General features: G+C 72.0%; 20 protein-coding genes and 1 pseudogene. 10 read left to right on the top strand and 11 right to left on the bottom strand.

Annotated elements, in window-relative coordinates:
• The first annotated feature begins 10 nt into the window (after positions 1-10).
• Positions 11-916: a CPBP family intramembrane glutamic endopeptidase gene (locus tag ACFO60_RS36850; RefSeq protein ID WP_380850696.1), complete on the top strand. Its 906-nt coding sequence runs from the start codon at positions 11-13 to the stop codon at positions 914-916.
• A gap of 102 nt (positions 917-1,018) precedes the next feature.
• On the opposite strand, the gene ACFO60_RS36845 is transcribed toward ACFO60_RS36850, so the two are convergent.
• The gene (locus tag ACFO60_RS36845) at positions 1,019-1,618 is read right to left on the bottom strand and encodes a TetR family transcriptional regulator (protein ID WP_380850693.1); all 600 of its coding nucleotides are present in this window, start codon (positions 1,616-1,618) and stop codon (positions 1,019-1,021) included.
• Positions 1,619-1,680: 62 nt separating this feature from the next.
• Between ACFO60_RS36845 and ACFO60_RS36840 the strand changes: the two genes are divergently transcribed.
• Positions 1,681-2,511, top strand: a complete 831-nt coding sequence (locus ACFO60_RS36840) for a class I SAM-dependent methyltransferase (protein ID WP_380850691.1) — start codon at positions 1,681-1,683, stop codon at positions 2,509-2,511.
• 192 nt (positions 2,512-2,703) lie between these two features.
• Here the strand turns inward: ACFO60_RS36840 and ACFO60_RS36835 are convergent, their stop codons facing one another.
• On the bottom strand, positions 2,704-3,717 hold the full coding sequence (locus ACFO60_RS36835) for a tyrosine-type recombinase/integrase (RefSeq protein ID WP_380850688.1): 1,014 nt from the start codon (positions 3,715-3,717) through the stop codon (positions 2,704-2,706).
• Between the two features lie 124 nt (positions 3,718-3,841).
• Positions 3,842-3,964: a hypothetical protein gene (locus tag ACFO60_RS36830; protein ID WP_380850685.1), complete on the bottom strand. Its 123-nt coding sequence runs from the start codon at positions 3,962-3,964 to the stop codon at positions 3,842-3,844.
• Between the two features lie 89 nt (positions 3,965-4,053).
• Between ACFO60_RS36830 and ACFO60_RS36825 the strand changes: the two genes are divergently transcribed.
• Complete coding sequence (locus tag ACFO60_RS36825) at positions 4,054-4,185, top strand: hypothetical protein (protein WP_380850682.1); 132 nt, start codon at positions 4,054-4,056, stop codon at positions 4,183-4,185.
• A gap of 304 nt (positions 4,186-4,489) precedes the next feature.
• On the opposite strand, the gene ACFO60_RS36820 is transcribed toward ACFO60_RS36825, so the two are convergent.
• Positions 4,490-5,185: a hypothetical protein gene (locus ACFO60_RS36820; RefSeq protein ID WP_380850679.1), complete on the bottom strand. Its 696-nt coding sequence runs from the start codon at positions 5,183-5,185 to the stop codon at positions 4,490-4,492.
• Positions 5,186-5,406: 221 nt separating this feature from the next.
• On the opposite strand from ACFO60_RS36820, the gene ACFO60_RS36815 reads away from it, so the two are divergent.
• The 3 genes from ACFO60_RS36815 (at position 5,407) to ACFO60_RS36805 (ending at position 7,042) form a co-directional block, all read left to right on the top strand.
• Entirely contained in the window at positions 5,407-6,030 is a 624-nt protein-coding gene (locus ACFO60_RS36815; protein ID WP_380850676.1) for a TetR/AcrR family transcriptional regulator C-terminal domain-containing protein, read from the top strand.
• 489 nt (positions 6,031-6,519) lie between these two features.
• A complete protein-coding gene (locus ACFO60_RS36810; RefSeq protein ID WP_380850673.1) occupies positions 6,520-6,651 on the top strand; it encodes a hypothetical protein in 132 nt (43 codons plus the stop codon).
• 7 nt (positions 6,652-6,658) lie between these two features.
• The gene (locus ACFO60_RS36805; RefSeq protein ID WP_380850670.1) at positions 6,659-7,042 is read left to right on the top strand and encodes a recombinase family protein; all 384 of its coding nucleotides are present in this window, start codon (positions 6,659-6,661) and stop codon (positions 7,040-7,042) included.
• 59 nt (positions 7,043-7,101) lie between these two features.
• On the opposite strand, the gene ACFO60_RS36800 is transcribed toward ACFO60_RS36805, so the two are convergent.
• Positions 7,102-8,322 (bottom strand): alcohol dehydrogenase catalytic domain-containing protein, encoded by a 1,221-nt coding sequence (locus tag ACFO60_RS36800; RefSeq protein WP_380850667.1) that lies wholly within the window; start codon positions 8,320-8,322, stop codon positions 7,102-7,104.
• 89 nt (positions 8,323-8,411) lie between these two features.
• Between ACFO60_RS36800 and ACFO60_RS36795 the strand changes: the two genes are divergently transcribed.
• Entirely contained in the window at positions 8,412-9,398 is a 987-nt protein-coding gene (locus tag ACFO60_RS36795) for an AraC family transcriptional regulator (protein WP_380850664.1), read from the top strand.
• A gap of 119 nt (positions 9,399-9,517) precedes the next feature.
• On the opposite strand, the gene ACFO60_RS36790 is transcribed toward ACFO60_RS36795, so the two are convergent.
• Positions 9,518-10,546: a tyrosine-type recombinase/integrase gene (locus ACFO60_RS36790; RefSeq protein ID WP_380850661.1), complete on the bottom strand. Its 1,029-nt coding sequence runs from the start codon at positions 10,544-10,546 to the stop codon at positions 9,518-9,520.
• Between the two features lie 847 nt (positions 10,547-11,393).
• On the opposite strand from ACFO60_RS36790, the gene ACFO60_RS36785 reads away from it, so the two are divergent.
• Positions 11,394-11,531, top strand: a complete 138-nt coding sequence (locus ACFO60_RS36785; RefSeq protein WP_380850658.1) for a hypothetical protein — start codon at positions 11,394-11,396, stop codon at positions 11,529-11,531.
• A 262-nt stretch (positions 11,532-11,793) separates the two neighbouring features.
• Here the strand turns inward: ACFO60_RS36785 and pdxR are convergent, their stop codons facing one another.
• Positions 11,794-13,497 (bottom strand): MocR-like pyridoxine biosynthesis transcription factor PdxR, encoded by a 1,704-nt coding sequence (gene pdxR, locus ACFO60_RS36780; RefSeq protein ID WP_380850655.1) that lies wholly within the window; start codon positions 13,495-13,497, stop codon positions 11,794-11,796.
• A 193-nt stretch (positions 13,498-13,690) separates the two neighbouring features.
• Here pdxR and ACFO60_RS36775 point away from each other — a divergent pair, with 193 nt between their 5' ends.
• Complete coding sequence (locus tag ACFO60_RS36775; RefSeq protein WP_380850652.1) at positions 13,691-14,146, top strand: hypothetical protein; 456 nt, start codon at positions 13,691-13,693, stop codon at positions 14,144-14,146.
• A 60-nt stretch (positions 14,147-14,206) separates the two neighbouring features.
• Here the strand turns inward: ACFO60_RS36775 and ACFO60_RS36770 are convergent, their stop codons facing one another.
• From ACFO60_RS36770 to ACFO60_RS36755, 4 genes are all read right to left on the bottom strand, one after another.
• The gene (locus ACFO60_RS36770; RefSeq protein ID WP_380850649.1) at positions 14,207-14,623 is read right to left on the bottom strand and encodes a nuclear transport factor 2 family protein; all 417 of its coding nucleotides are present in this window, start codon (positions 14,621-14,623) and stop codon (positions 14,207-14,209) included.
• 162 nt (positions 14,624-14,785) lie between these two features.
• Positions 14,786-16,078, bottom strand: coding sequence for an ArsB/NhaD family transporter (locus tag ACFO60_RS36765; RefSeq protein ID WP_380850646.1), 1,293 nt, complete (start codon positions 16,076-16,078; stop codon positions 14,786-14,788).
• Positions 16,075-16,518 (bottom strand): CBS domain-containing protein, encoded by a 444-nt coding sequence (locus tag ACFO60_RS36760; RefSeq protein WP_380850643.1) that lies wholly within the window; start codon positions 16,516-16,518, stop codon positions 16,075-16,077. Before ACFO60_RS36760 ends, ACFO60_RS36765 begins: the two co-directional genes overlap by 4 nt.
• Before the next feature lie 120 nt (positions 16,519-16,638).
• Entirely contained in the window at positions 16,639-17,538 is a 900-nt protein-coding gene (locus ACFO60_RS36755) for a LysR family transcriptional regulator (protein ID WP_380850640.1), read from the bottom strand.
• Between the two features lie 226 nt (positions 17,539-17,764).
• Here ACFO60_RS36755 and ACFO60_RS36750 point away from each other — a divergent pair.
• Positions 17,765-19,000, top strand: a pseudogene (locus ACFO60_RS36750) (5-methyltetrahydropteroyltriglutamate--homocysteine S-methyltransferase); the annotation flags it as partial.

Raw genomic sequence — 19,000 nt, 5'->3', positions numbered from 1 at the left:
CGAATCCCGCATGAGCGGCCGCGATCTGCGATCCATCGGCGTGTTCACCACCCTGGCGTTCGCTCTCGCCTGGCTCCTCGCGCTCCCGCTGTGGCTCGGTGACGGGATCGCCGGCTCCTGGTTCACTCTCGTGGCCGCCGCCACGATGACGACCCCCGCGATCGCCGCCCTCGTCGTCGTGTTCCTCGTGGAGCGGCCGCGGCAGAAGGCGTGGACGCTCGGGCTGTGGCCGTTGCGACCGGTCCGAAGACTGCTCGGCTACGCGGCGCTGGGGATCATCGTGTCCATCGCGCTCGTCCTGGTGGCGCTCCCGGTCGGCGCGCTGCTGGGGGTCTATCCGGCCGATTTCGTGAACTTCTCCGCGTTCCAGCAGGTCCTCGACGAGCAAGCGGGCGCCGCGGGAGTGGCCGAAATCCCGATACCGATCGGCGCGCTCATCGCCATCCAGCTCGCCACGCTCCCGTTGGCGGCGTTCATCAACCTCATCCCGGCGCTGGGGGAGGAACTCGGGTGGCGAGGGTGGCTGCTGCCGAAGCTGATGCCGCTCGGTACGCTCCCGGCCCTCCTGATCTCGGGCGTGATCTGGGGCCTTTGGCACGCTCCGCTCATCCTCCTCGGGTACAACTACCCGGATGCGCCGGGCTGGCTCGGCGTGACCGCGATGGTCGGCATGTGCATCCTGGTCGGCGCGGTCTTCGGTTGGCTGCGGCTCCGATCGGGGTCGGTGTGGCCCGCGGCCCTCGCGCATGCCGCGTTCAATGGGGCGGGCGGGACCTACCTCCTCTTCGCCAAGGCCGGCGAGCACGTCGACACCACGCAGGCGACGATCCTCGGCTGGAGCGGGTGGATCGTGCCGCTCGCGCTCGTCGTGATCCTGATCGCCACGGGACGGTTCACTTCCGCGAAGCACCCATGACGGCCGGCGGGCTGCCGCCCGGCTGCGCCATCTGCCCGACGCCGGATCGACTCACGGGTACCGGCCGGCCGTTTCCGGGCGGTTCGGGCGGTTCGGCGCGGGTCAGGGAAGCGGTTCTCGTACGGCGCCGGCGATGACGGCGGTCACCATCTTGTGCACGGCGCCGGCCTGCGGCGGGGTGGTGCCGCGGTCGGCGTACAGAAGGTGCCCGGCCCCGATCAGGGTCGGCGCGAGGGTGCCGACGTCGGCGTCCTCGGCGACGCGCCCGAGGGCCTGCTCGGCGGACAGGTAGGAGGCGATCATGATCGCGGCCTCCGTCAGTACCGGGACGCCGGCCGGCCATGCCTCGCGCAGCCGGGCGCGCAGCTCATCCCGGAAGATGACAAGGGGGACGATCGCCACGGCCACCGATTCGAACACGGCCGTCAGCGCGTCGGCGAGGTTGCCGGCGACGGTGCCGGTTCCGGCGGACTCGCACAGGGCCGCCGCCTGGGGGGCGATGCGATCGACGCGGTCGAGCACGAACTCGGCGAGGAAGGCGTCGAAGTCGTCGAAGTGCCGGTGCAGGACGCCCTTGGCGCAGCCTGCCTCGGCGGTGACCGCCCGGCTGGTCAGCGCGCTCGGCCCGTCCCGGAGCAGGACGCGCTCGGCGGCGTCGAACAGCTGCTCGCGCACGTCGCGGATGGCCACGCCTGTCGGCATCCCGTACCCCTTCCGACCTGGCCCTCTGGACGAGTGGGCGTCTGCCCACTTATGGTGGGCGCATGCCCACTATAACGCCGGGGGAAGCACCCCCACCCCAGAACCGGCCCCATCTGCACCGGCAGATGGCAGAGTCGTTCGGGGTGGACCCCGAACGGTACCACCGGACCCGCCCCCGCTACCCCGACGCCATGGTGAACCGGATCGTCGCCGCCAGCCCCGGCCCCGACGTCCTGGACGTCGGCTGCGGCACCGGCATACAGGCCCGCCAGTTCCAGGCGGCCGGCTGCAAGATCCTGGGCGTCGACCCCGACAACCGGATGGCCGAGTATGCGCGGCGCGGCGGCCTGGACGTCGAGGTGGCGACGTTCGAGGCCTGGGACCCCGCCGGCCGGGATTTCGACGCGGTCATCGCCGGACAGGCCTGGCACTGGGTGGACCCGGAAGCGGGCGCCGTCAAGGCGGCACAGGTGCTGCGGCCCGGCGGCCTGCTGGCCGTGTTCTGGCACGTGTTCCAGCCCCCGCGGCAGGTGGCGGAAGCACTCGCCGCGGCCTGCGTGCGGGTGATGCCCGACGCGCCGTTCGACTTCAAGGCGGCGCCGAAGCAGGCCCTGGACGGGTACCAGATGCTGCTCACCAAGGCCACCGACGGCATCCGCCAGGCCGGCGGGTTCAGCGACCCCGAGCAGTGGCGATTCGACTGGGAGCAGTTCGTCACCCGGGATGCGTGGCTGGACCAGCTGCCCACCTCCGGCATCCTCACCCGGCTTCCGCCGGACGAGCTGGCGCAGGTGCTGGAGGCCGTCGGCGCCGCCATCGACGCGATCGGAGGCGGCTTCACCATGCACTACACCACGGTGGCGATCACCGCGGCACGAACCGCCGCCACCTGACCCCGTCTGACACGCAAGGCCGCGGCGGCCGGGACGCCCACCGCCGGAGAAGGCGACCGCCGGCCGCGCACCCACGGGCCGTTCACGCCGAGGGCAGAGCCGGCCGGACCGTTGCGCGGCCGCCGGCGCGCGGCCCACCCGCTCTGCCTCCGCGGACGTGCCACCGCCGCACCCCCGCGGCCGCGGCACGAACTAGGCGCCCCCCCGCCCCCGCAGAAGCGGATGGGCCCGCATCGCCACCTCCAGCTCGCCCGGCAACTCGTCGCGGTAACGCCCCAGCGTCGCCAGATCGCTGTGACCCAGCACCCGCCGCACCGCGTCCATGTCCACCGCGTCGGCCAGCAGATGCGTCGCCGTGGTGTGCCGCAGCCCATGCGGCGTCACCGACCGGCGCTGCGACGGATCGACCCGCCGCTGCACGCGGTCGATCACCGCCTGCACATCGCCCCGCGCCAGCCGCCGCCCCCGCCACGACAACAGCAACGCCTTCTCGGCCGTGGCGGGCCGGGCGGCCGACAGGTAACCCTCCAGCACCTCGGTCACATCGGCCGGCAGCGGCACATCACGCGTCTTGCCGCCCTTACCGAAGATGCGCCAATAACGCACACCATCGTTGGTATAGAAATCTTCCACATTGGCGCGCACCAGCTCCGACACCCGCGGCCCCAGCGTCGACAACAACAACACGATCAGCGCGTCACGCACCTCGGTGCGCTGATCACGCCGCCCGCCCCCCGGCTCGGCCACCGCCTGCTCACGCGCCGCCCCCACCAGCCCCTGCGCCTGCTCGCGGGTGAGCGCCCGCCGCTCGGCGCGCAACCCGCCGCGCTCCTTGGCCGTGACCGTCGCCGCGGTCATCGGATCGACCTGCACCCACCCCGAGAGGACCGCGTACTTGAAGAACGCCGACACCGACCGCCGGAACCGCGACTGCGACGAGGGGCTCTGCGCCGCCCCGGCGGGGGAGGAGCGCCGCCCGTCGGGCTTGCGCGCGAACGCCAGCAACACCGCGTCGACATCCTCGCCCGTCAGATCGTCCAGCACCCGCCCCGCCCCGGCCAGCTCGGCGAAGGTGGCCACGTCGCGCCCGTACACCTCGGCCGTCGCCGGGGACAGCGCCCCGGTCGTCGTCTTGGCGCGCACCAGCTCGACGTAGCGGTCGACGCACTCCTCCACGGTGAGCCGCTTGAGCTTCACGGGCCGCATAGATCAGTCCTTCCGGCGGGTAACCAGGGGCACCGTACCGGCCCCCACCGACAATTCCGCCCTGTCCGAGCTCGACGCTCAGCGAGGGCATCGGTGTTCACGGCGGCAAGGCGGCGCGACAGGATCATGCCGCCTTCAGCCCAGTGGTCCGGGCGAGCCAGGTTTCGAGCGTGAGCAGGCCGGGGTGCTGCTTGCGCAGGGCCTGGACGTCGGCGTTGTATCCGGACTCTCCGAACCAGAACAGCATCCGCGCCTCCTTGCCCATCGCCCGCAGCAGCACCCGTGGAACGCGCGCATAGCGACCCGGCCTGCCCGCGGCCTTGAGCCTGGCGGCGATTGTCGCCCTTCGTCCGCCAGCACCTCAACGTGATCGGCACCTACTCCTTCGCCCAGCTCGACCTCGGCCCCGCCGGCGTCCGGCAGCTGCGCAACCCCGACGAGCCTGAGTGGGAAGACGACGTGCTGTAGTCGGGAGCAGCTCATGCACTTGCCATCGGCGAGGCTGTCTCGATTGGCATGTGGCGGAGATTACGGACCTGAAGATCGGAGTGGGCGACAGCTCCTCACGGTTGCCCACTCATATTCATTGCCGTCGCACACATATCGGAGTGCGTTAAGCGAGCTAATGCCCCTTTCTTCGTTGCGGTTGGTTGGATGAGGTCTGCTGGTCGGTCAGCCGCCGTTCGGCCTATGGGCGCGGCTGGCGCGGACACCGGACCGCTCGTGAGCAGGTTCTCTGCGTATACCGCGACTGAGCTGGCCACCATCTCGGTCATGACCGGACGAGGCGCACGCCGGTCGCAAGCAGCCAGACGAGCCAGGCGACGAACCCTAGGAGCCCGACGAAGATCAGCGGCGAGCCGTCGGCGATCGCGAGGTTGCCCAGCCCCGCAGCGAGCAGCAGGCTCCCGCCCACCATGCCCGGCAGGCGCTGCCAAGCCGGAGTCAGCCCGCTCGCGTGCGCGGCGAGGGTCGAGCCGATGCAGGTGGCGCCAAGCATCGGCAGCGCCAGCGCGAACGCCGCCGCGTGAATCTGCCAGACGAGCCCGAACGCGGGCGTCGGCTCGGCGAGGCCGCCGGCGGAGAGCGCGAGCCCGATCTGCAGGACGTTGACAAGCACGAAGATGGCCGACAGCGTCGCGCCAGCGGCCACGGCGAGGCGCGCCCAGTCGGCGCCCGCTCCGCCCCGCCGCTCCACGAGGCCGTGCAGGCCCGTCACGAACACGAGCAGCAGCGGCAGGTACAGGGCTACCAGGCCGGACACGATCGCGACCGCGTCGCGGTTGGCCGCGTAGTAGGCCAGCACCTTGTCGATCGGAGCGCCGTAGGGCAGCGCGCCCGTTACCGCAAACAACACGTTCTCGATCACCACCAACACCGCGAACGCGATCGCCGCGGCGCCGACGAGCCGGCCTCGAACGAACCGACTGCGGGCTGGCGTGGTGGCGGTGTCCTTCGGGGATTTCATCTCTTACCCCTTCGTTACGGTCGGATGGCCGGCGGGTTGTCGCGCAGGTTCGGGGTTTTCGTTGGTTCGTACACCGTACTTCGTACGCTGTACTACGCTCGTACACTGTACGATGACCGTGGGCTGGACGATTGTCAAGCCGTTCGAGGGAGCGAGGAGACCCTTTGTCTGCGAGGGAACGACGCCGGGTCGCGTCAGACGCGGGGCTGAGCAAGGAGCGGATGGTGGTCGAGGCGGTCCGGCTCGCCGACCGCGAGGGGGTCGGCGAGCTGAGCATGCGCCGGCTGGCTCGCGCGCTCGGCGCGGGCGCGATGTCGCTCTACTACTACGTAGCGAGCAAGGAGGACCTGCTGGACGCCATGATCGACGTCGTGTTCGAGGAGATCGAGCTCCCGCCCGAAGAGACCGACTGGCAGTCAGCGATGCGACGGCGGGCGGTATCCGCCCGACAGGTTCTCGCACGCCACCCGTGGGCGATCGGCCTGATGGAGTCGCGGACATCGCCGGGGCCCGCGAACCTCCGCCACCACGAAGCGGTCACCGCCTGCCTGCGGCAGGCCGGCTTCCCGGTCTTGATGGCGACGCACGCCAACTGGTTGCTCGACAGCTACGTCTACGGCTTCGCCCTGCAGGAAGCCAGCCTGCCGTTCGCCACCGCCGATGAGTTCGCGGACATGGCCGAGGACGCCTACCTGCCCCAGCTTCCTCCTGACAAGTTCCCCTACCTCAACGAGTCCGCCGCGGCGCTCGTCGCTGCCGGCTTCGACCCGGCGGATGAGTTCATTTTCGGCCTCGACCTCGTCCTAGCCGCCCTCGAGCCCCTGAGAATGCGTTCTGCGAGCTGATGCCCTTTCGTCGTCGGGGTTGGGATAGGTCGGCTGGTCGGAGGCTCGCGGTTCGGGCTATGGGCGCGGCTGGGTGAATGATCCCGGCTCGGTCTCGACGAGGATGCCGCGGCTGACCAGGCGTTTGAGCTTGGTGCGGACGTTCTGGATGTCGTTCTGCGTCAGCGGAGGTCCATGGCCAGGTCTCGGGCGCGCAGGGAGCCGCCGGTCTCGCCAAGACGGTGAGAATCTGCTGGTAGGCGGGGTGATCGGGAACAGCGGGAGGCGGCGCGGCCGGCTCGGCCGGGGCGGGATCCTCCTCGGCGAGGGAGATGAGGGTCTTGCGGGTGATCCGCAGGTGCTCGATCGCCTCGCTGAGTTCGCCCAGACGCGCGGTCAGCGTGTTGATCTCCGCCTGGGTCTGCTCGATCTGGCAGGTCAGGGAGCGCTCACGGGCGTCGATCTCGTCCAGGAGCCAGGTGCCGGGGTCGAAGCCGGGCTGCCCAGGTCGTGCTGCGCAAGCACCGCTTGGTCAACGCCGGCTGGATGCTGACGTCGATCGGATTGATCGCACTGGTCGCCACTACCGCTGGCCTCATCGTTCGCGGCTATCTGATGGGGGAGTGGCCTTGGCTCGCGTGACGAGGGGGTGGATTCGGTCAGCCGGCAACTCTCCCTCGACCGCGCGGGCTTCACCGCACTGCTGCACGAGGCCGCCGTCGGCGACACCATCCGTATCGCCGACGCCGCCCGCCTGTTCCGCTCCGTCGCCGACATCCTCGCCCTGCGCCCGGTGCTCATCCGCCGCGGCCTCCACCTCCGCGTCGAATCAGGACTGCTCTCCGGCATCGACCTGGCCGGCGACGACCCCGGCACCAAAATGATGGTCTCCGTCCTGGCCGCCGTGCTGGAGTTCCAGCGCGACATGATCGGCGAGAACACCCGCGAAGGCGTCGCCGCCGCCAAGGCTGCCGGCAAGACCCTCAGCCGCCCCGCCGCCGGACGCTGCCGAGCGCCCGGCAGGCACGGGTGAAGGCCACCACCCCTGGCGCCGCCCCCGCGATCAAGAACGACCTGCTCCGCCGCTCTTGGTCATTTCACTACCTTCACTACGACCTTCCCGCGGATCATGCCGCGCTCGGCCGCACGGTGCACCTCCGCCAAGGACTCCAGCGGGCGAGCGTCCACCTCGACCTCCACCACACCCTCGTCGATCAGCGCCACGAGCTCGGCCAACCCGCCCGGATCGTTGCGGGCCACGAACCGGACGGCCCGCGGATGCTCGATCGGCCCGGTGATCGAGACGAACTCCTCGGCCAGCCGCGTCACCGAGGCCGGCGGGTCGGCCACCAGATTGATCAGCACGTCGTTGCCGCCCGGCAGGGGGGCGCGGGTGTAGTCGATGACCTCGTCGGCGCCCAGCGCCCGCACGGCAGCGGCACTGCGCGGACCGGCGGTCGCCACCACATGCGCGCCCGCGTGCTTGGCCAGCTGCACCGCGAACAACCCGACCCCGCCGCCGGCCCCGTTGATCAGCACCCGGCTGCCACGGCCGATACGGGCATGCTCGAACACCGCCTGCCACGCGGTGAGCCCGGCCACCGGCACGGCGGCCGCGTCCGCCAGCGGGATCCGCTCCGGCGCCCTGACCAGCACACTCGCCTTCGCCACCGCGTACTCGGCCGCCGCCCCGTCGATGAGCCCGATCACCCGGTCGCCGGGGACGAAGCCACCGGCCCCGGTCACCACGGTGCCCGCGACGTCCCAGCCGAGGGTGTGCGGCAGCGTGACGCCGAGCACATCTCGCAGCAGGCCCATCCGCAGGCCGGCCTCCGACGGGTTGAACGACGTCGCGGCCACCCTGATGAGCACCTCACCCGGCCCGGGCCTGGGCACCGGCACCTCGTCCAGCGAGATCACCGAGGCGTCGCCGTACTCGTGGATGCGGGCGGCCCACATGGTGCCGAGGAACTCGGAGGCGTGCTCGATCGCCCACGTCTCGAACGCGACCGAGGGCGCTCCGGTGACCTCCCGCACCGTCCCGGTGACCGGGCCGCCGCCGTTGGCCGGACCGCGCAGCATCCCGTCTACCGCGACGCCCCGCTCGTGAACGGGGGAGTAGGCCACGTCACCGCACGGCTGACGCACGACACCCGCGCGGACCGCGTCCACACCGTCGAGAGCCGCCCCCAGCGCGACCGGGTCGGTCGGCTCTCTGGTCACCGTGCGGACGCCGGCGCCCGCCTTGCGAAAGTGGTTCACCAGAGGGCGGCCGATCGCGCCGGACGCCCCGATGACTGGAACTCTTGTCATGCCGTCAACGATAGGAGCCCCGAAAGAGGCGTCCAATGTGTTCCTGTCTCTGATTCATACGCGTTCGTCTCCCAAGTTAGACTCACTCCATGGACGTGCTGAGCGACGTGATCGCCTCCATACGCATAGGCGTGCCGCGCTCGGCACGCGTCGAATGGCCGGCGCCCTGGGGGCGGCGGTTCCCCTCAGCACCCGGCTCCGCGGGCTTCCAGGTGGTGCTGCAGGGCTCGTGCTGGGCCATCCCGCCGGAGGGCGAGCCGATCCGGGCCGGGACGGGCGACGTGCTGTTCTTCCCCCATGGGCACGGCTACGCGCTGGCCGACTCGCCCACCAGCCCCATCGCGGAGTCCGACTGCGACCCCTACACCCACACCGAGCTGTTCGCCTCGGCCTCCATGGAGGGCACCGGACCCGTCACCGTGACCCTCTGCGGCGGCTACCGGCTCGACTCCAGGCGAGCCCATCCGCTGCTCATAGGCCTGCCCCCGATGATCCACCTGCCCGCCAGGCTAGGACACAACACCGAGCTGCGCGCCGCCGTCGAACTGCTCGGCAAAGAGATCGACCACCCACGGCCAGGCGCGGACATGGTGGTGTCGGCACTGCTGGACATGCTGCTGCTGTACATCCTGCGCGCCTGGTTCGACGTCTCGATGGAGCACTGCAAGATCAACAGCTGGGCCACCGCACTCGCCGACCCGGCCACCAGCGCCGCACTCGACGCCATCCACCGCGACCCGGCCAACTCATGGACGGTCGAGTCGCTCGGCCGCCGCGCCGGACTGTCCCGCGCGGCGTTCTCCCGCCGCTTCACCCAGCTTGTCGGACAGCCACCGCTGACCTACCTGACCTGGTGGCGGCTGGGCACGGCCGCGCGCATGCTGCACGACTCCGACGCCGCGCTGAGCGAGATCGCCGCCGCGGTCGGCTACGGCTCGGAGTTCGCCTTCGCCACCGCCTTCAAACGCGAGTACGGCACGGCGCCCGGTAGATACCGCCGCCTCGGCTGCCCGTCCACGGGCCGCACGGCGGCCGGCGCCGCTCCCGCCCTCACCTCCCGAAACCCGGCTCGGTGACCCACTTCCCGGACCCGGCGGGCGCGCTCCCGACCGTCGACGCCGGACGGATCGCCGAAAGCGGCTCATGCCCGTCCCGGCTCATCGCCGGACCGCGGGCCCTCCGCCCGGCCGCCGTTTCAGGCCCTTTCCCCGCGTTCCCCAGGGCCCGCGGGACGCAACCGGTCCAGCACCCCGTACGCCGGATTGCCCCGTGCCGCCGCCCGCACCTCACGCGCGGTCGACGCCACATACGCCTGACCCGTCACGATCGAGGAATGGCCGAGCAACTCCATCAACTCGTGCGCCGAAGCCCCGCGCTCGGCCAGCCGCGTGGCGAACTCGTGCCGCAGCGCGTGCACCAGCGTCCCCTTCTGCACCCGATCATGAATGCCCGCATACCGGTAGCACTGACGCACCAGATACTGCAGCCCGCCCCGCCGCAACGGCTCGTTCCTGGTGTCCACCAGCAGCGCCGCCGACCGGGGGAGCGCGGCCAGGCCGAACCGGCGCAACCTGCTGCCCAGATACTCCCCGATCAGATGCTCGATCGGCGGCTCGATCGGCAGGGAACGGGTCTTGCCCCCCTTGCCGGCCACCTGGATCCTGCGATCACCGGGCGCACCGCCGATCGACCCCAAGGTCAGCCCCAGCAACTCGGCCGAACGCATCCCGGTGACCAGGGCCAGCGCCAGCACCACCAGATCGCGCTCCACCCACGGATCGCGAGCCTTGCGGGCACCGGCCGCCACCCGCTCCAGGAGGGTCGCCGAGGCCGTCCCGTCGCCCAGCAGCGGCTTGGGCGCCTTGGCCGGCTGCCTGGGCCGGGGGACCGCCGCCATCGGATTGCCCTCCAGCATCCCCTCGGCGACACAGAACGTCAGGAACTGGTTCCAGGCGCTCCACGAACGGTTGACGCTGGCCGCCGAACGCGGCCCGGCGAACTCGGCGAAGGCGCCGCGCACCAGCCGCCCGCTCAGGTGACGCACCTCCAGGTCGGGCGCGGCCACGCCGGCCAGCCCCGCCGCGATGCCGGCCACCAGGTGCAGATCGCGCTCGTACCCGGCGATCGTGTGCGGCGAGAGCTTCTTGGTTCGCAGCGAGGAGAGGAACTCGGCGGCGGCCTCGGGCACGCGCATCAGCACCAGCGGACCACGCTCATCCACCATGGGCTTCACCCTCCGGCAAGCGGCGACCTCCTCGGCGGCGACGCATGTGGCTGCGATTATGCATCAAACCCGCACAAGCGGCCCGCTGACACGCCGGATCCGTCCCGCCTTCAGGCGCCATTCCCGGACCAGTCGGGGAATGGCGCCTGCGGCGGCGCCCGGCCATGCGTCGTGCGTCCGCGCCGGGAAGGAAGACCTCGGGCGGCTCATCCGGTGATTCCGGGGAGTGGAATCATATTTGATGCATAAGTGCGATTATGCATCAAACACTGAAGGAGGGCCTGCCGAGAGGGCCCGCGCCGGCGGGCGCACGCGCGTCGCGCACCTCGTGGACGAGAGCTTCAGATGGCCGGCCCGTCGGCGGCGGACCGGCGGCGACCGGCCGCCGAGCTCCGGAGCACGGCCGGTGAGACGACGGCGCGCCAGGCGCCGGTCGGATGCCGTCCGGACGCGGAAACGCCTGACGGGCCCGCGCCGAGTCTCTCTCGCGCCGTGGAACGGCCGGCCGGAGATCATCCGTAAAACGATCATGAGGGATGGCGCTCCCCGAGGCCCCAGCCGTCTCGCGGCATGGGCGCCGGGACCGCCGGGCACGGGCGGCCGGCGGTCCGAGGTGGCGGCGCGGCGCGAGGTCCCGCGGGCCGGCCATCGCCCGCCGCGCCCTCGCGCCCTCCTCTCACACCTGAAGAACGCCAAACCAGACAGAAGCCCAATTCTGTCTGGTTTAGTGCATAAGCCTCAGCGGGGCGCATGAGTGCCTGTCGCGTCACGCGGAACCCCGTCCCCGTCTCAGCGGAGGCGCCCCAGGCGACTTTCCACTCCCGGCGCCTCGCCGATCGCCTTTTCGGTGGAGCCATGGCATCACCTGCTGATGGCGGGCCTGCGGGCCGCTCCCCTCGCCGGGCCTGTGTCCCTGCTGCCGGCGAAGAAGCCGTCCCGGCCGGACACGGCCGACGGCCTGGACCCCGACCTGATGATCTTCTGAAAGGTCCTGTGCGACCGCTCCCCCGCCCCGGCTCGCGTGTGCGCCTTGACAGCGCATCCACGCCCCGAGGTGGAGCAGGCCGGCCATGAGTCGCAGGCTCCTCGCCGGTGAGGAAGCTGTCGACGGCGGAGAACCGGCCGGTGACGCCGATCGCGGCACGCGCTTGGCCGGGTTCCTCGGCCAGGTCGTGCCCGGCGACCCGGATCTCGCCCGCGTCGGCCTTGATCAGGGGTGGGCGGTGCGGCGGTCGTCGCCGTCGTGCTCAGCGGCGCGGGATGAGGGCGGCGATCGTGGCGATGCCTTCGGCGATGTCGCCGGGGGGTGTGGCGGCGTATCCGAGGACGAGGCCGGGGCGGCCGGGCCGGTGCCGGTGCCATGACAGCGGCTGGACCTTGATCCCGCGTGCCAGGCAGGCGGCGGCCAGGGTGGTGTCGGAGACGCCTTCGGGGAAGGTGATCATGAGGTGGAGGCCGGCGGCGGCGCCGTGCACGGTCGCGTGCGGCAGGTGGGCGGCGATGGCGTCGATCATGGCGTCGCGGCGGCGGCGGTGGCGCCTGCGGATGTAGCGGAGCTGGCGTTCCATCTCCCCTGAGGTCATGACGTGGGCGAGGACGAGCTGGGTGAGGACGGCGTTGCCGAGGTCGGTGTTGCGTTTGGCGGTGATGAGGGCGTCGCGGTGCTCGGGAGGTGCGAGCAGCCAGCCGACGCGCAGGGCCGGGGCGAGGAGCTTGGAGACGCTGCCGGTGTAGAGGACGTGGTGGGCGAGCATGGATCGCAGGGCGGGCACGGGTGGGCGGTCGTAGCGGTGTTCGGCGTCGTAGTCGTCTTCGATGATCAGGCCGCCGTCGGCGGCCCAGCGCATGAGGTCGCGGCGCCGGTGGCCGGCGAGGATGACGCCGGTCGGGAACTGGTGGGCGGGGGTGAGCAGGACGGCGGGGGCGGAGGTGGCGGCCAGGTCGGCGACGCGCAGGCCGTCGGCGTCGACGGCGATGGGGGGTGTGTCCAGGCCCCAGTTGCGCAGTTGCCGGGCGGTTCCCAGCGATCCGGGGTCTTCGACGGCGATCTGGTGGACGCCTTGGCGGTGGAGGGTCTGGGCGATGAGGGCGAGGGCTTGGGCGACGCCGGCGACGATGAGGACGTGGTCGGGGTCGGTCCTGATGCCGCGGTTGCGGGCGAGCCAGTTGGCGACGGCCAGGCGCAGGGCGGGGGTGCCGCGGGGGTCTCCGTAGCCGAGTTGGGCGGCGGACAGGTCGGCGAGGATGGTGCGTTCGGCGCGTAGCCAGGCCGTGCGGGGGAAGGCGGCGAGGTCGGGGACGCCGGGTGACAGGTCGATGCGGGCGGGGGCGGCGCGCAGGTCTTCGAAGACCTCGGTATGGGGGGTGGCGGTGAACAGGCCGGCGCCGTGGCTGGGATGTGCGGGGCCGGGTGCCGGGGTGGGCGCGGGGTGGGGTGCGGTGATGGGTGTGGCGACGACGACGGTTCCGGCTCGGCCGTGTCCGGCGATGTGGCCGTCGTCGATGAGGCGTTGGTAGGCGGCGGTGACCAGGCCGCGGGAGACGCGGAGTTCGGCGGCCAGGACGCGTGTGGCGGGCAGGCGGGTGCCGATGGGGAGGCGGCCGTCGGAGATGGCGTGTCTGAGCTGGCGGGCGAGCCATTCGGAGCGGCCGCGGGCGGGGGCGTCGGCGATGGTGAGCTGCAGGAAGTCGGAGCCTTGCGCGGGCCGGATGGGTTTGTGGAGGGTGAGGTCCTGTTGTGGCGTGCCGGTGGCGTCGGACCGGTCGTCTGGGTGTCCCCCGGTTCGGCCGGCAGGGTGTCGCCCGGTTTGCGGTGCGGCGGGTTCCGGGGGGCCGGTGGGGGTGGATCGCGTGGGCGCGGGAGCGGCGGGGTCGTTGTGGGCGGGGGCGGTGGGCGCGCCTGGGCGGGGCGTTGTGGATCGGCTGCCTGTGCTGGGGTCGGCCCTGCTCATCGGGTCATTGTGTCAGCAGGGTGTGTCGCTGTCCGGCGGGCCGGGGGTGGTGGGCTCGCCCGGGAGATGTTCGGGTGCCGGCCCGGGTCCCCGTCGCCGGCTGATCAGGCGGTGGTCCCGGTTCGCGTTCGCGGCCCGCGAACGCGCGTCAGGATGGCTTGACGTCAAGGTGATCTGACGTAAGACTGCGGGCATGGTGACTCCTGAGACACTCGATGGCCGATTCACGCTGCTGACCGCCGCCGCCCGCTACGACGCTCTTCGCGTGCGCGACGCGCTGGCCTCCCCCGCCGCGCTGGGCGCGCAGGAGGAGGACGACGAGGCCGGCGACTATGGTGCGCCGTCTCTGTCGCCGCAGGAGGCGCTGGAGATGCTCGCGCTCGGTGAGGTGATCGCGCGCAAGGCGGGGTACGGGCGCCAGCTCGGGGTGCGTTCGGCGCGGGCGGCGGGCGCCTCCTGGTCGCAGATCGGGGCGGCTCTGGGGGTCAGCAAGCAGGCGGCGTGGGAGACGCACGGCCGCTGGATCGACGACCAGGCCGAGCAGCACCGTCGCAGCGGTTACCAGGGGCTGGACGCCGATCAGGTGGCCGCCGCGCGTGCTCTGGCGGGCCGTTGCGAGGGTGAGGACGCCGGGGCGGCGCCCGCCTGATCGCAGCGCCCCGCGGCGGGGCGGGCCTCGTCCGGTCGATGTCGTTCGCCGACCGGCGGCTCAACCGGCTTGTGGGTCGCGGACCGGGATCGGCTCGGCCGGCGCGGCGCGGCCGGGAGGCGCGGGGAAGGGGTCGGCGAAATACTGCGTCTCGTGCGTCACGAGACCGTCGGTGAGCTCCATGACGCTGATCGAGTAGGTGGGCACACCGTCATAGGTGATCACGCATTCGCTCACCCACAGGCCACCGCCGCCCAAGATCCGGCGGATGGTGAAGTGGCGTTCGGCCGGGTGCCCGCCGCGTTGCGCCTGGATCTTCGACCGGCCTTCGAAGCGCTCCCCCGACTGCGGGTAGTCCAGGATCGCGTCGGCGGCGTAGATGGCGTGCTCGGCGTCGAGGTCCCCGCGTTCGGAGGCCTCCCAGTGCTGCCGGAGCCGGGCCCGGATGCCGGCGTCAGGATCAGTGGCTCCGCTCACCGTTGGTCCTCCGTCAGCCCCTGGTGACCGGAAGGAGTTGTCGCTGCTCGCACGGTGAAATGCTACCGAGGGTTCGCGGGCGGCTACGGGGCCGGGTGGAGTCCCGGCTCCGCGGCGGGCACGTCGGCCGGGCGGGCCGCGTATCGCGGGATCGCCGGGCCGTCACATCAGGTAGCGCAGCCACAGGTACGGGGTCACCAGCGCCACGGTGACGACGGTGACGATGAGCCCGTACTTGGTGAAGGTCCAGAAGCTGATCGGGGTGCGGTTGCGGGCGGCGATGCCGATGACGACGACGTTGGCCGCCGCGCCGACGGCGGTGGCGTTGCCGCCGAGGTCGGCGCCGAAGGCCAGCGCCCACCACAGCACCCGGGTGTGTCCCTGGCCTTGGCCCGCCTGGACCAGATCGGCGACGATGGGGCTCATCGTGGCGACGTAGGGGATGTTGTCCACGATCGCCGACAGTGCGGCCGAGGCCCACAGGATGACGATCGTGGTGACCTCGAGCCGGCCTTCGGTCGCCTCGACGGCCATGTGCGAGAGCTGTCCGATCACTCCGGTCTCGACCAGTGCGCCGACCATGACGAACAGGCCCATGAAGAAGACCAGGGTGGGCCATTCGACCTCGGCGATGGCGTCGGAGGTGGTGACCTTGGTGGCGGCCACCAGGATGCCCGCGCCGAGGACGGCCACGACCGAGGGTTCGTAGTGCAGTACCGGGTGCAGCACGAAGGCGGCCATGACGAGGGCGAGCACGGCCAGGCTCTGCCACAGCAGGGTGCGGTCGGCGATGGCCTCGCGCTCGTTGAGGTGCATGATCTGTGCGGCGCGTCCGGGATCGTAGCGGAACGCCGTGCGGAACAGGATGCGGCACAGGCCGATGAACACGGCCATCAGGATGACGACCATCGGCGCCATGTGCGCGAGGAAGTCGTTGAACGACAGGCCGCCGCGGCTGGCGATGATGATGTTGGGGGGGTCGCCGACCAGGGTGGCGGCGCCGCCGATGTTGGAGGACATCGCTTCGGCGATCAGGTAGGGCACCACCGGCAGCGCGAGCCGTTCGCAGACCAGGAAGGTGACGGGTGCGATCAGCAGGACGGTGGTGACGTTGTCCAGCAGCGCCGAGGCGACCGCGGTGATCACTACGAGCAGGACCATCAGCCGGTAGGGCCGGCCGCGGGCGCGTTTGGCGGCCCAGATGGCCAGGTATTCGAACACGCCGGTCTGCTTGAGCACGCCGACGATCACCATCATGCCCAGGAGCAGGAAGATGACGTTCCAGTCGACGCCGGTTCGCGGGGAGAAGAACGCGGCGCCGGCGTCGCTGGCGTGGATCAGCAGCATGACGCCGGCGCCGCCGAGCGCGGCGGCGACGCGGTGGACGCGTTCGGTGGCGATCAGCGCGTAGGCGCCGAGGAAGACCGCGACCGACAGCCAGGCCAGGGTCGTCATGAACCGAGCATCCTGTCCATGAGCGTCTGGAGTGTGACGGCTCCTTGCAGGCGGCCTTCGCTGACGACGGCGACCAGGGGGGTGCGGGTGCGGGCCATCAGGGCCGCGATCTCCAGCACGGTGGCGTCGGGATCGGTGACCGGTAGTTCGTGTGGCCTGCCGGGCAGTGCCCGGCGTACGGTCTGGCCGGTCATGGCGTGCAGGAAGGTGTCGGCGTGTGCCTCGTCCACCACCCGGGCCAGCGCGGGATCGTCTTGGCAGTAGGTCGGCACCGCCAGCTGTAGTACTTGGGTGCCGGCCAGGATGCTGAACGGCAGGCCGCTCTCGTCGACGACGATCAGGCCGGGCAGGTCCTGGTCGGCCAGCAGCCGGGCGGCGTCGAGGACGGGGGTGTCGAGGGTGACGGTGGGAAAGTCGGTGAGCAGGTCGCGAGCGCGCATGGCGGCCCTTCGGGGTCGGCGGCGGAACTGCCGACCAGACTTCCCGGCGCACCTTCGGTGGACTCTATCAATGATCGCGCGTCCGGGGAGGAAGGGCGGGCGGGTGTCGCCGTGCGAGGGCTATCGGGTCCACAGTGATTCCTGGACCGCCTGGATCAGGGTCATGAGTTCGGGGGTGGCGCGGTCGGGCGGCCAGGCCAGGCCGTAGGTGAGGCGCAGCCGTCCCGCTTCGAGCGGGACGAGGGCGATGTCGGGCCGGCGGGTCGAGGAGGCCAGCAGGTGGGGCACCGGCAGTAGTCCGATGCCGGCGGCCACCAGGTCCAGAAGTGCGGCGAAGTCGTCGATGTCCTCCGCGACGATGTGGTGCTGGCGCGGGCTGTGCAGCGCGGCGGCGAGTTGCGCCCACATGCCGCCGTGCGGGCGGTGGCGCGGCATGAGGATCTTGTGGGAGGCCAGCTGGGCGGGGCGGACGGCCGGGACCGTGGCCAGCGGGTCGCCGGCGGGCACGGCCAGGTGGGTGACGGCCACGCTGAACCGGGCGCCGGTGGTGTATCCGAGGGGGAACGGCGCGCTCAGTATCGCCGCCGCGACGTCGCCTTTGGCCAGGGCTTCGATGGCGGCGCGGCGGCCGGTGGCGCGCAGGTCGACCTCGATGGCGGGGCGGCGGCGGGCCAGGCGGCGGGCGGCTTGGGCGATGAGGCCGCCCGCCGGTGGTGCATAAGCGATGCGAATGATCGTTCGAGGGGGTGCGGTCAGGCGTCCGGCTTCGGCGCGCAGGGCGGCGGCGGTCTCCAGCAGGGATTCGGCGTAGGGCAGCAGTGCCGCGCCGGCCGGTGTGAGGCGCACCTCGCGGCTGGTGCGCTCGAACAGGCGCACGCCGAGCGAGCGTTCGGCCCTGCCGATGGCCTGGCTGATCGCCGGTTGGGAGAGTCCCAGGTCGGTGGCGGCTCGCGAGAAGCTGAGGGTCTGGGCGACGTGGGCGAAGCAGCCGATGTCGCGCAGCGTCGGTGCGGGTTCCACCGGGCAAGTATGGCCGTCGCGCGCGCCGTGGCGCGTGGTCACCGCCCCGGGCCGCCTGTGGCGGCGGCCGGGGTGTCGCCCGGCGGCGGGCCGCCGGTCCGGGACGGCGGCGGGCGCGGCGTCAGCGATGTCATCGATAAGCGTTGTCGATAGATCGGGCTGGTGCTGGGGATTCGCGGGCAGGATGCCGGGCATTCACCGCCGTCTCGAGTCCTCGGGAGTTCGCATGACCACCGCCCGTCCCACCCCTTTTCCCGCCTCGACCGTGCTGGGGTATCCGCGGATCGGGCCGGACAGGGAGCTCAAACGGGCCCTGGAGGGGTACTGGCAGGGAGGTGTGGGCTTGCGTGAGCTGCGTGCCACGGGCGCCGAGCTGCGCGAGCGGACCTGGCGGCGGCTGGCCGAGCTGGGCCTGGCCGGCCTGCCGTCCAACACCTTCTCCTTCTACGACCACGTGCTGGACACCGCGATCATGGTGGACGCGGTGCCCGGTGGCCATCGCCGCCCGTCGGCGGAGGACACCTGTTTCGCCATGGCGCGCGGCGCCGGGGGGATCGCGCCGCTGCGCATGACCAAGTGGTTCGACACCAACTACCATTACATCGTTCCTTCGATCGGCCCTGGCACCGCGTTTCGCGCGGTGTGCGACAAGCCGGTGGCGGAGGTGCGCCAGGCCCGCGCGCTGGGCTTGACGACCCGGCCGGTGCTGCTGGGCCCGGTGACCTTCCTGCTGCTGTCGCAGCCCGAGGCGGCCGCCCCCGCCGGTTTCCGTCCGCTGGAGCGGCTCGGCGATCTGCTGGAGGTCTACGAGCGGGTGCTGGCCACCCTCGCGGCCGAGGGCGTGGAATGGGTGCAGCTGGACGAGCCCGCGCTGGTGGCCGACCGCACCGCCGCCGAGCTGGACGCCGCCGGGGAGGCCTACCGGCGGCTCGGCTCGCTGAAGGCGCGTCCCGCGATGCTGGTCGCCTCCTACTTCGGGGAGCTCGGCCCGGCGCTGCCCGTCCTGGCGCGAACGCCGGTCGAGGCGATCGGCCTGGACCTGGTGGCCGGCGCCGCCGGCCTGGAGGCCGCCTGCCGGACACCGGAGCTGGCCGGCAAGACCGTGGTGGCCGGGGTGGTCGGCGGGCGTGAGGTGTGGCGGACCGACGGGCGGCGGGCGATGGCCGCGCTGCTGGCCCTGCGCGGCCGTGCCGCGCAGGTGGTGGTGAGCACGTCCTGTTCGCTGCTGCATCTGCCCTACGACGTCGAGCGGGAGACGGGCCTGGACCCGCGGCTGCGCGCCCGGCTGGCCTTCGCCGAGCAGAAGGTGGCCGAGGTGGTCGAGCTGGCCGAGCGGCTGGCCAGGACCCCGGCCGCCGCCGCTCCCCCGCATCCGGCCCCGCCGCCCGCGGCCGGCGCCGCCGAGGCGGCCGCGCACGCGGCGCCGGCATCGGTGACCGGCGCGTCCGCGGCCGTCGTGCCC

The sequence above is a fragment of the Sphaerisporangium dianthi genome (genome assembly GCF_042654065.1).
Classification (GTDB): Bacteria; Actinomycetota; Actinomycetes; order Streptosporangiales; family Streptosporangiaceae; genus Sphaerisporangium; species Sphaerisporangium dianthi.
The sequence above is the reverse complement of the archived record's forward strand: the minus strand, read 5'-3'. Positions and strand labels throughout refer to the sequence as shown.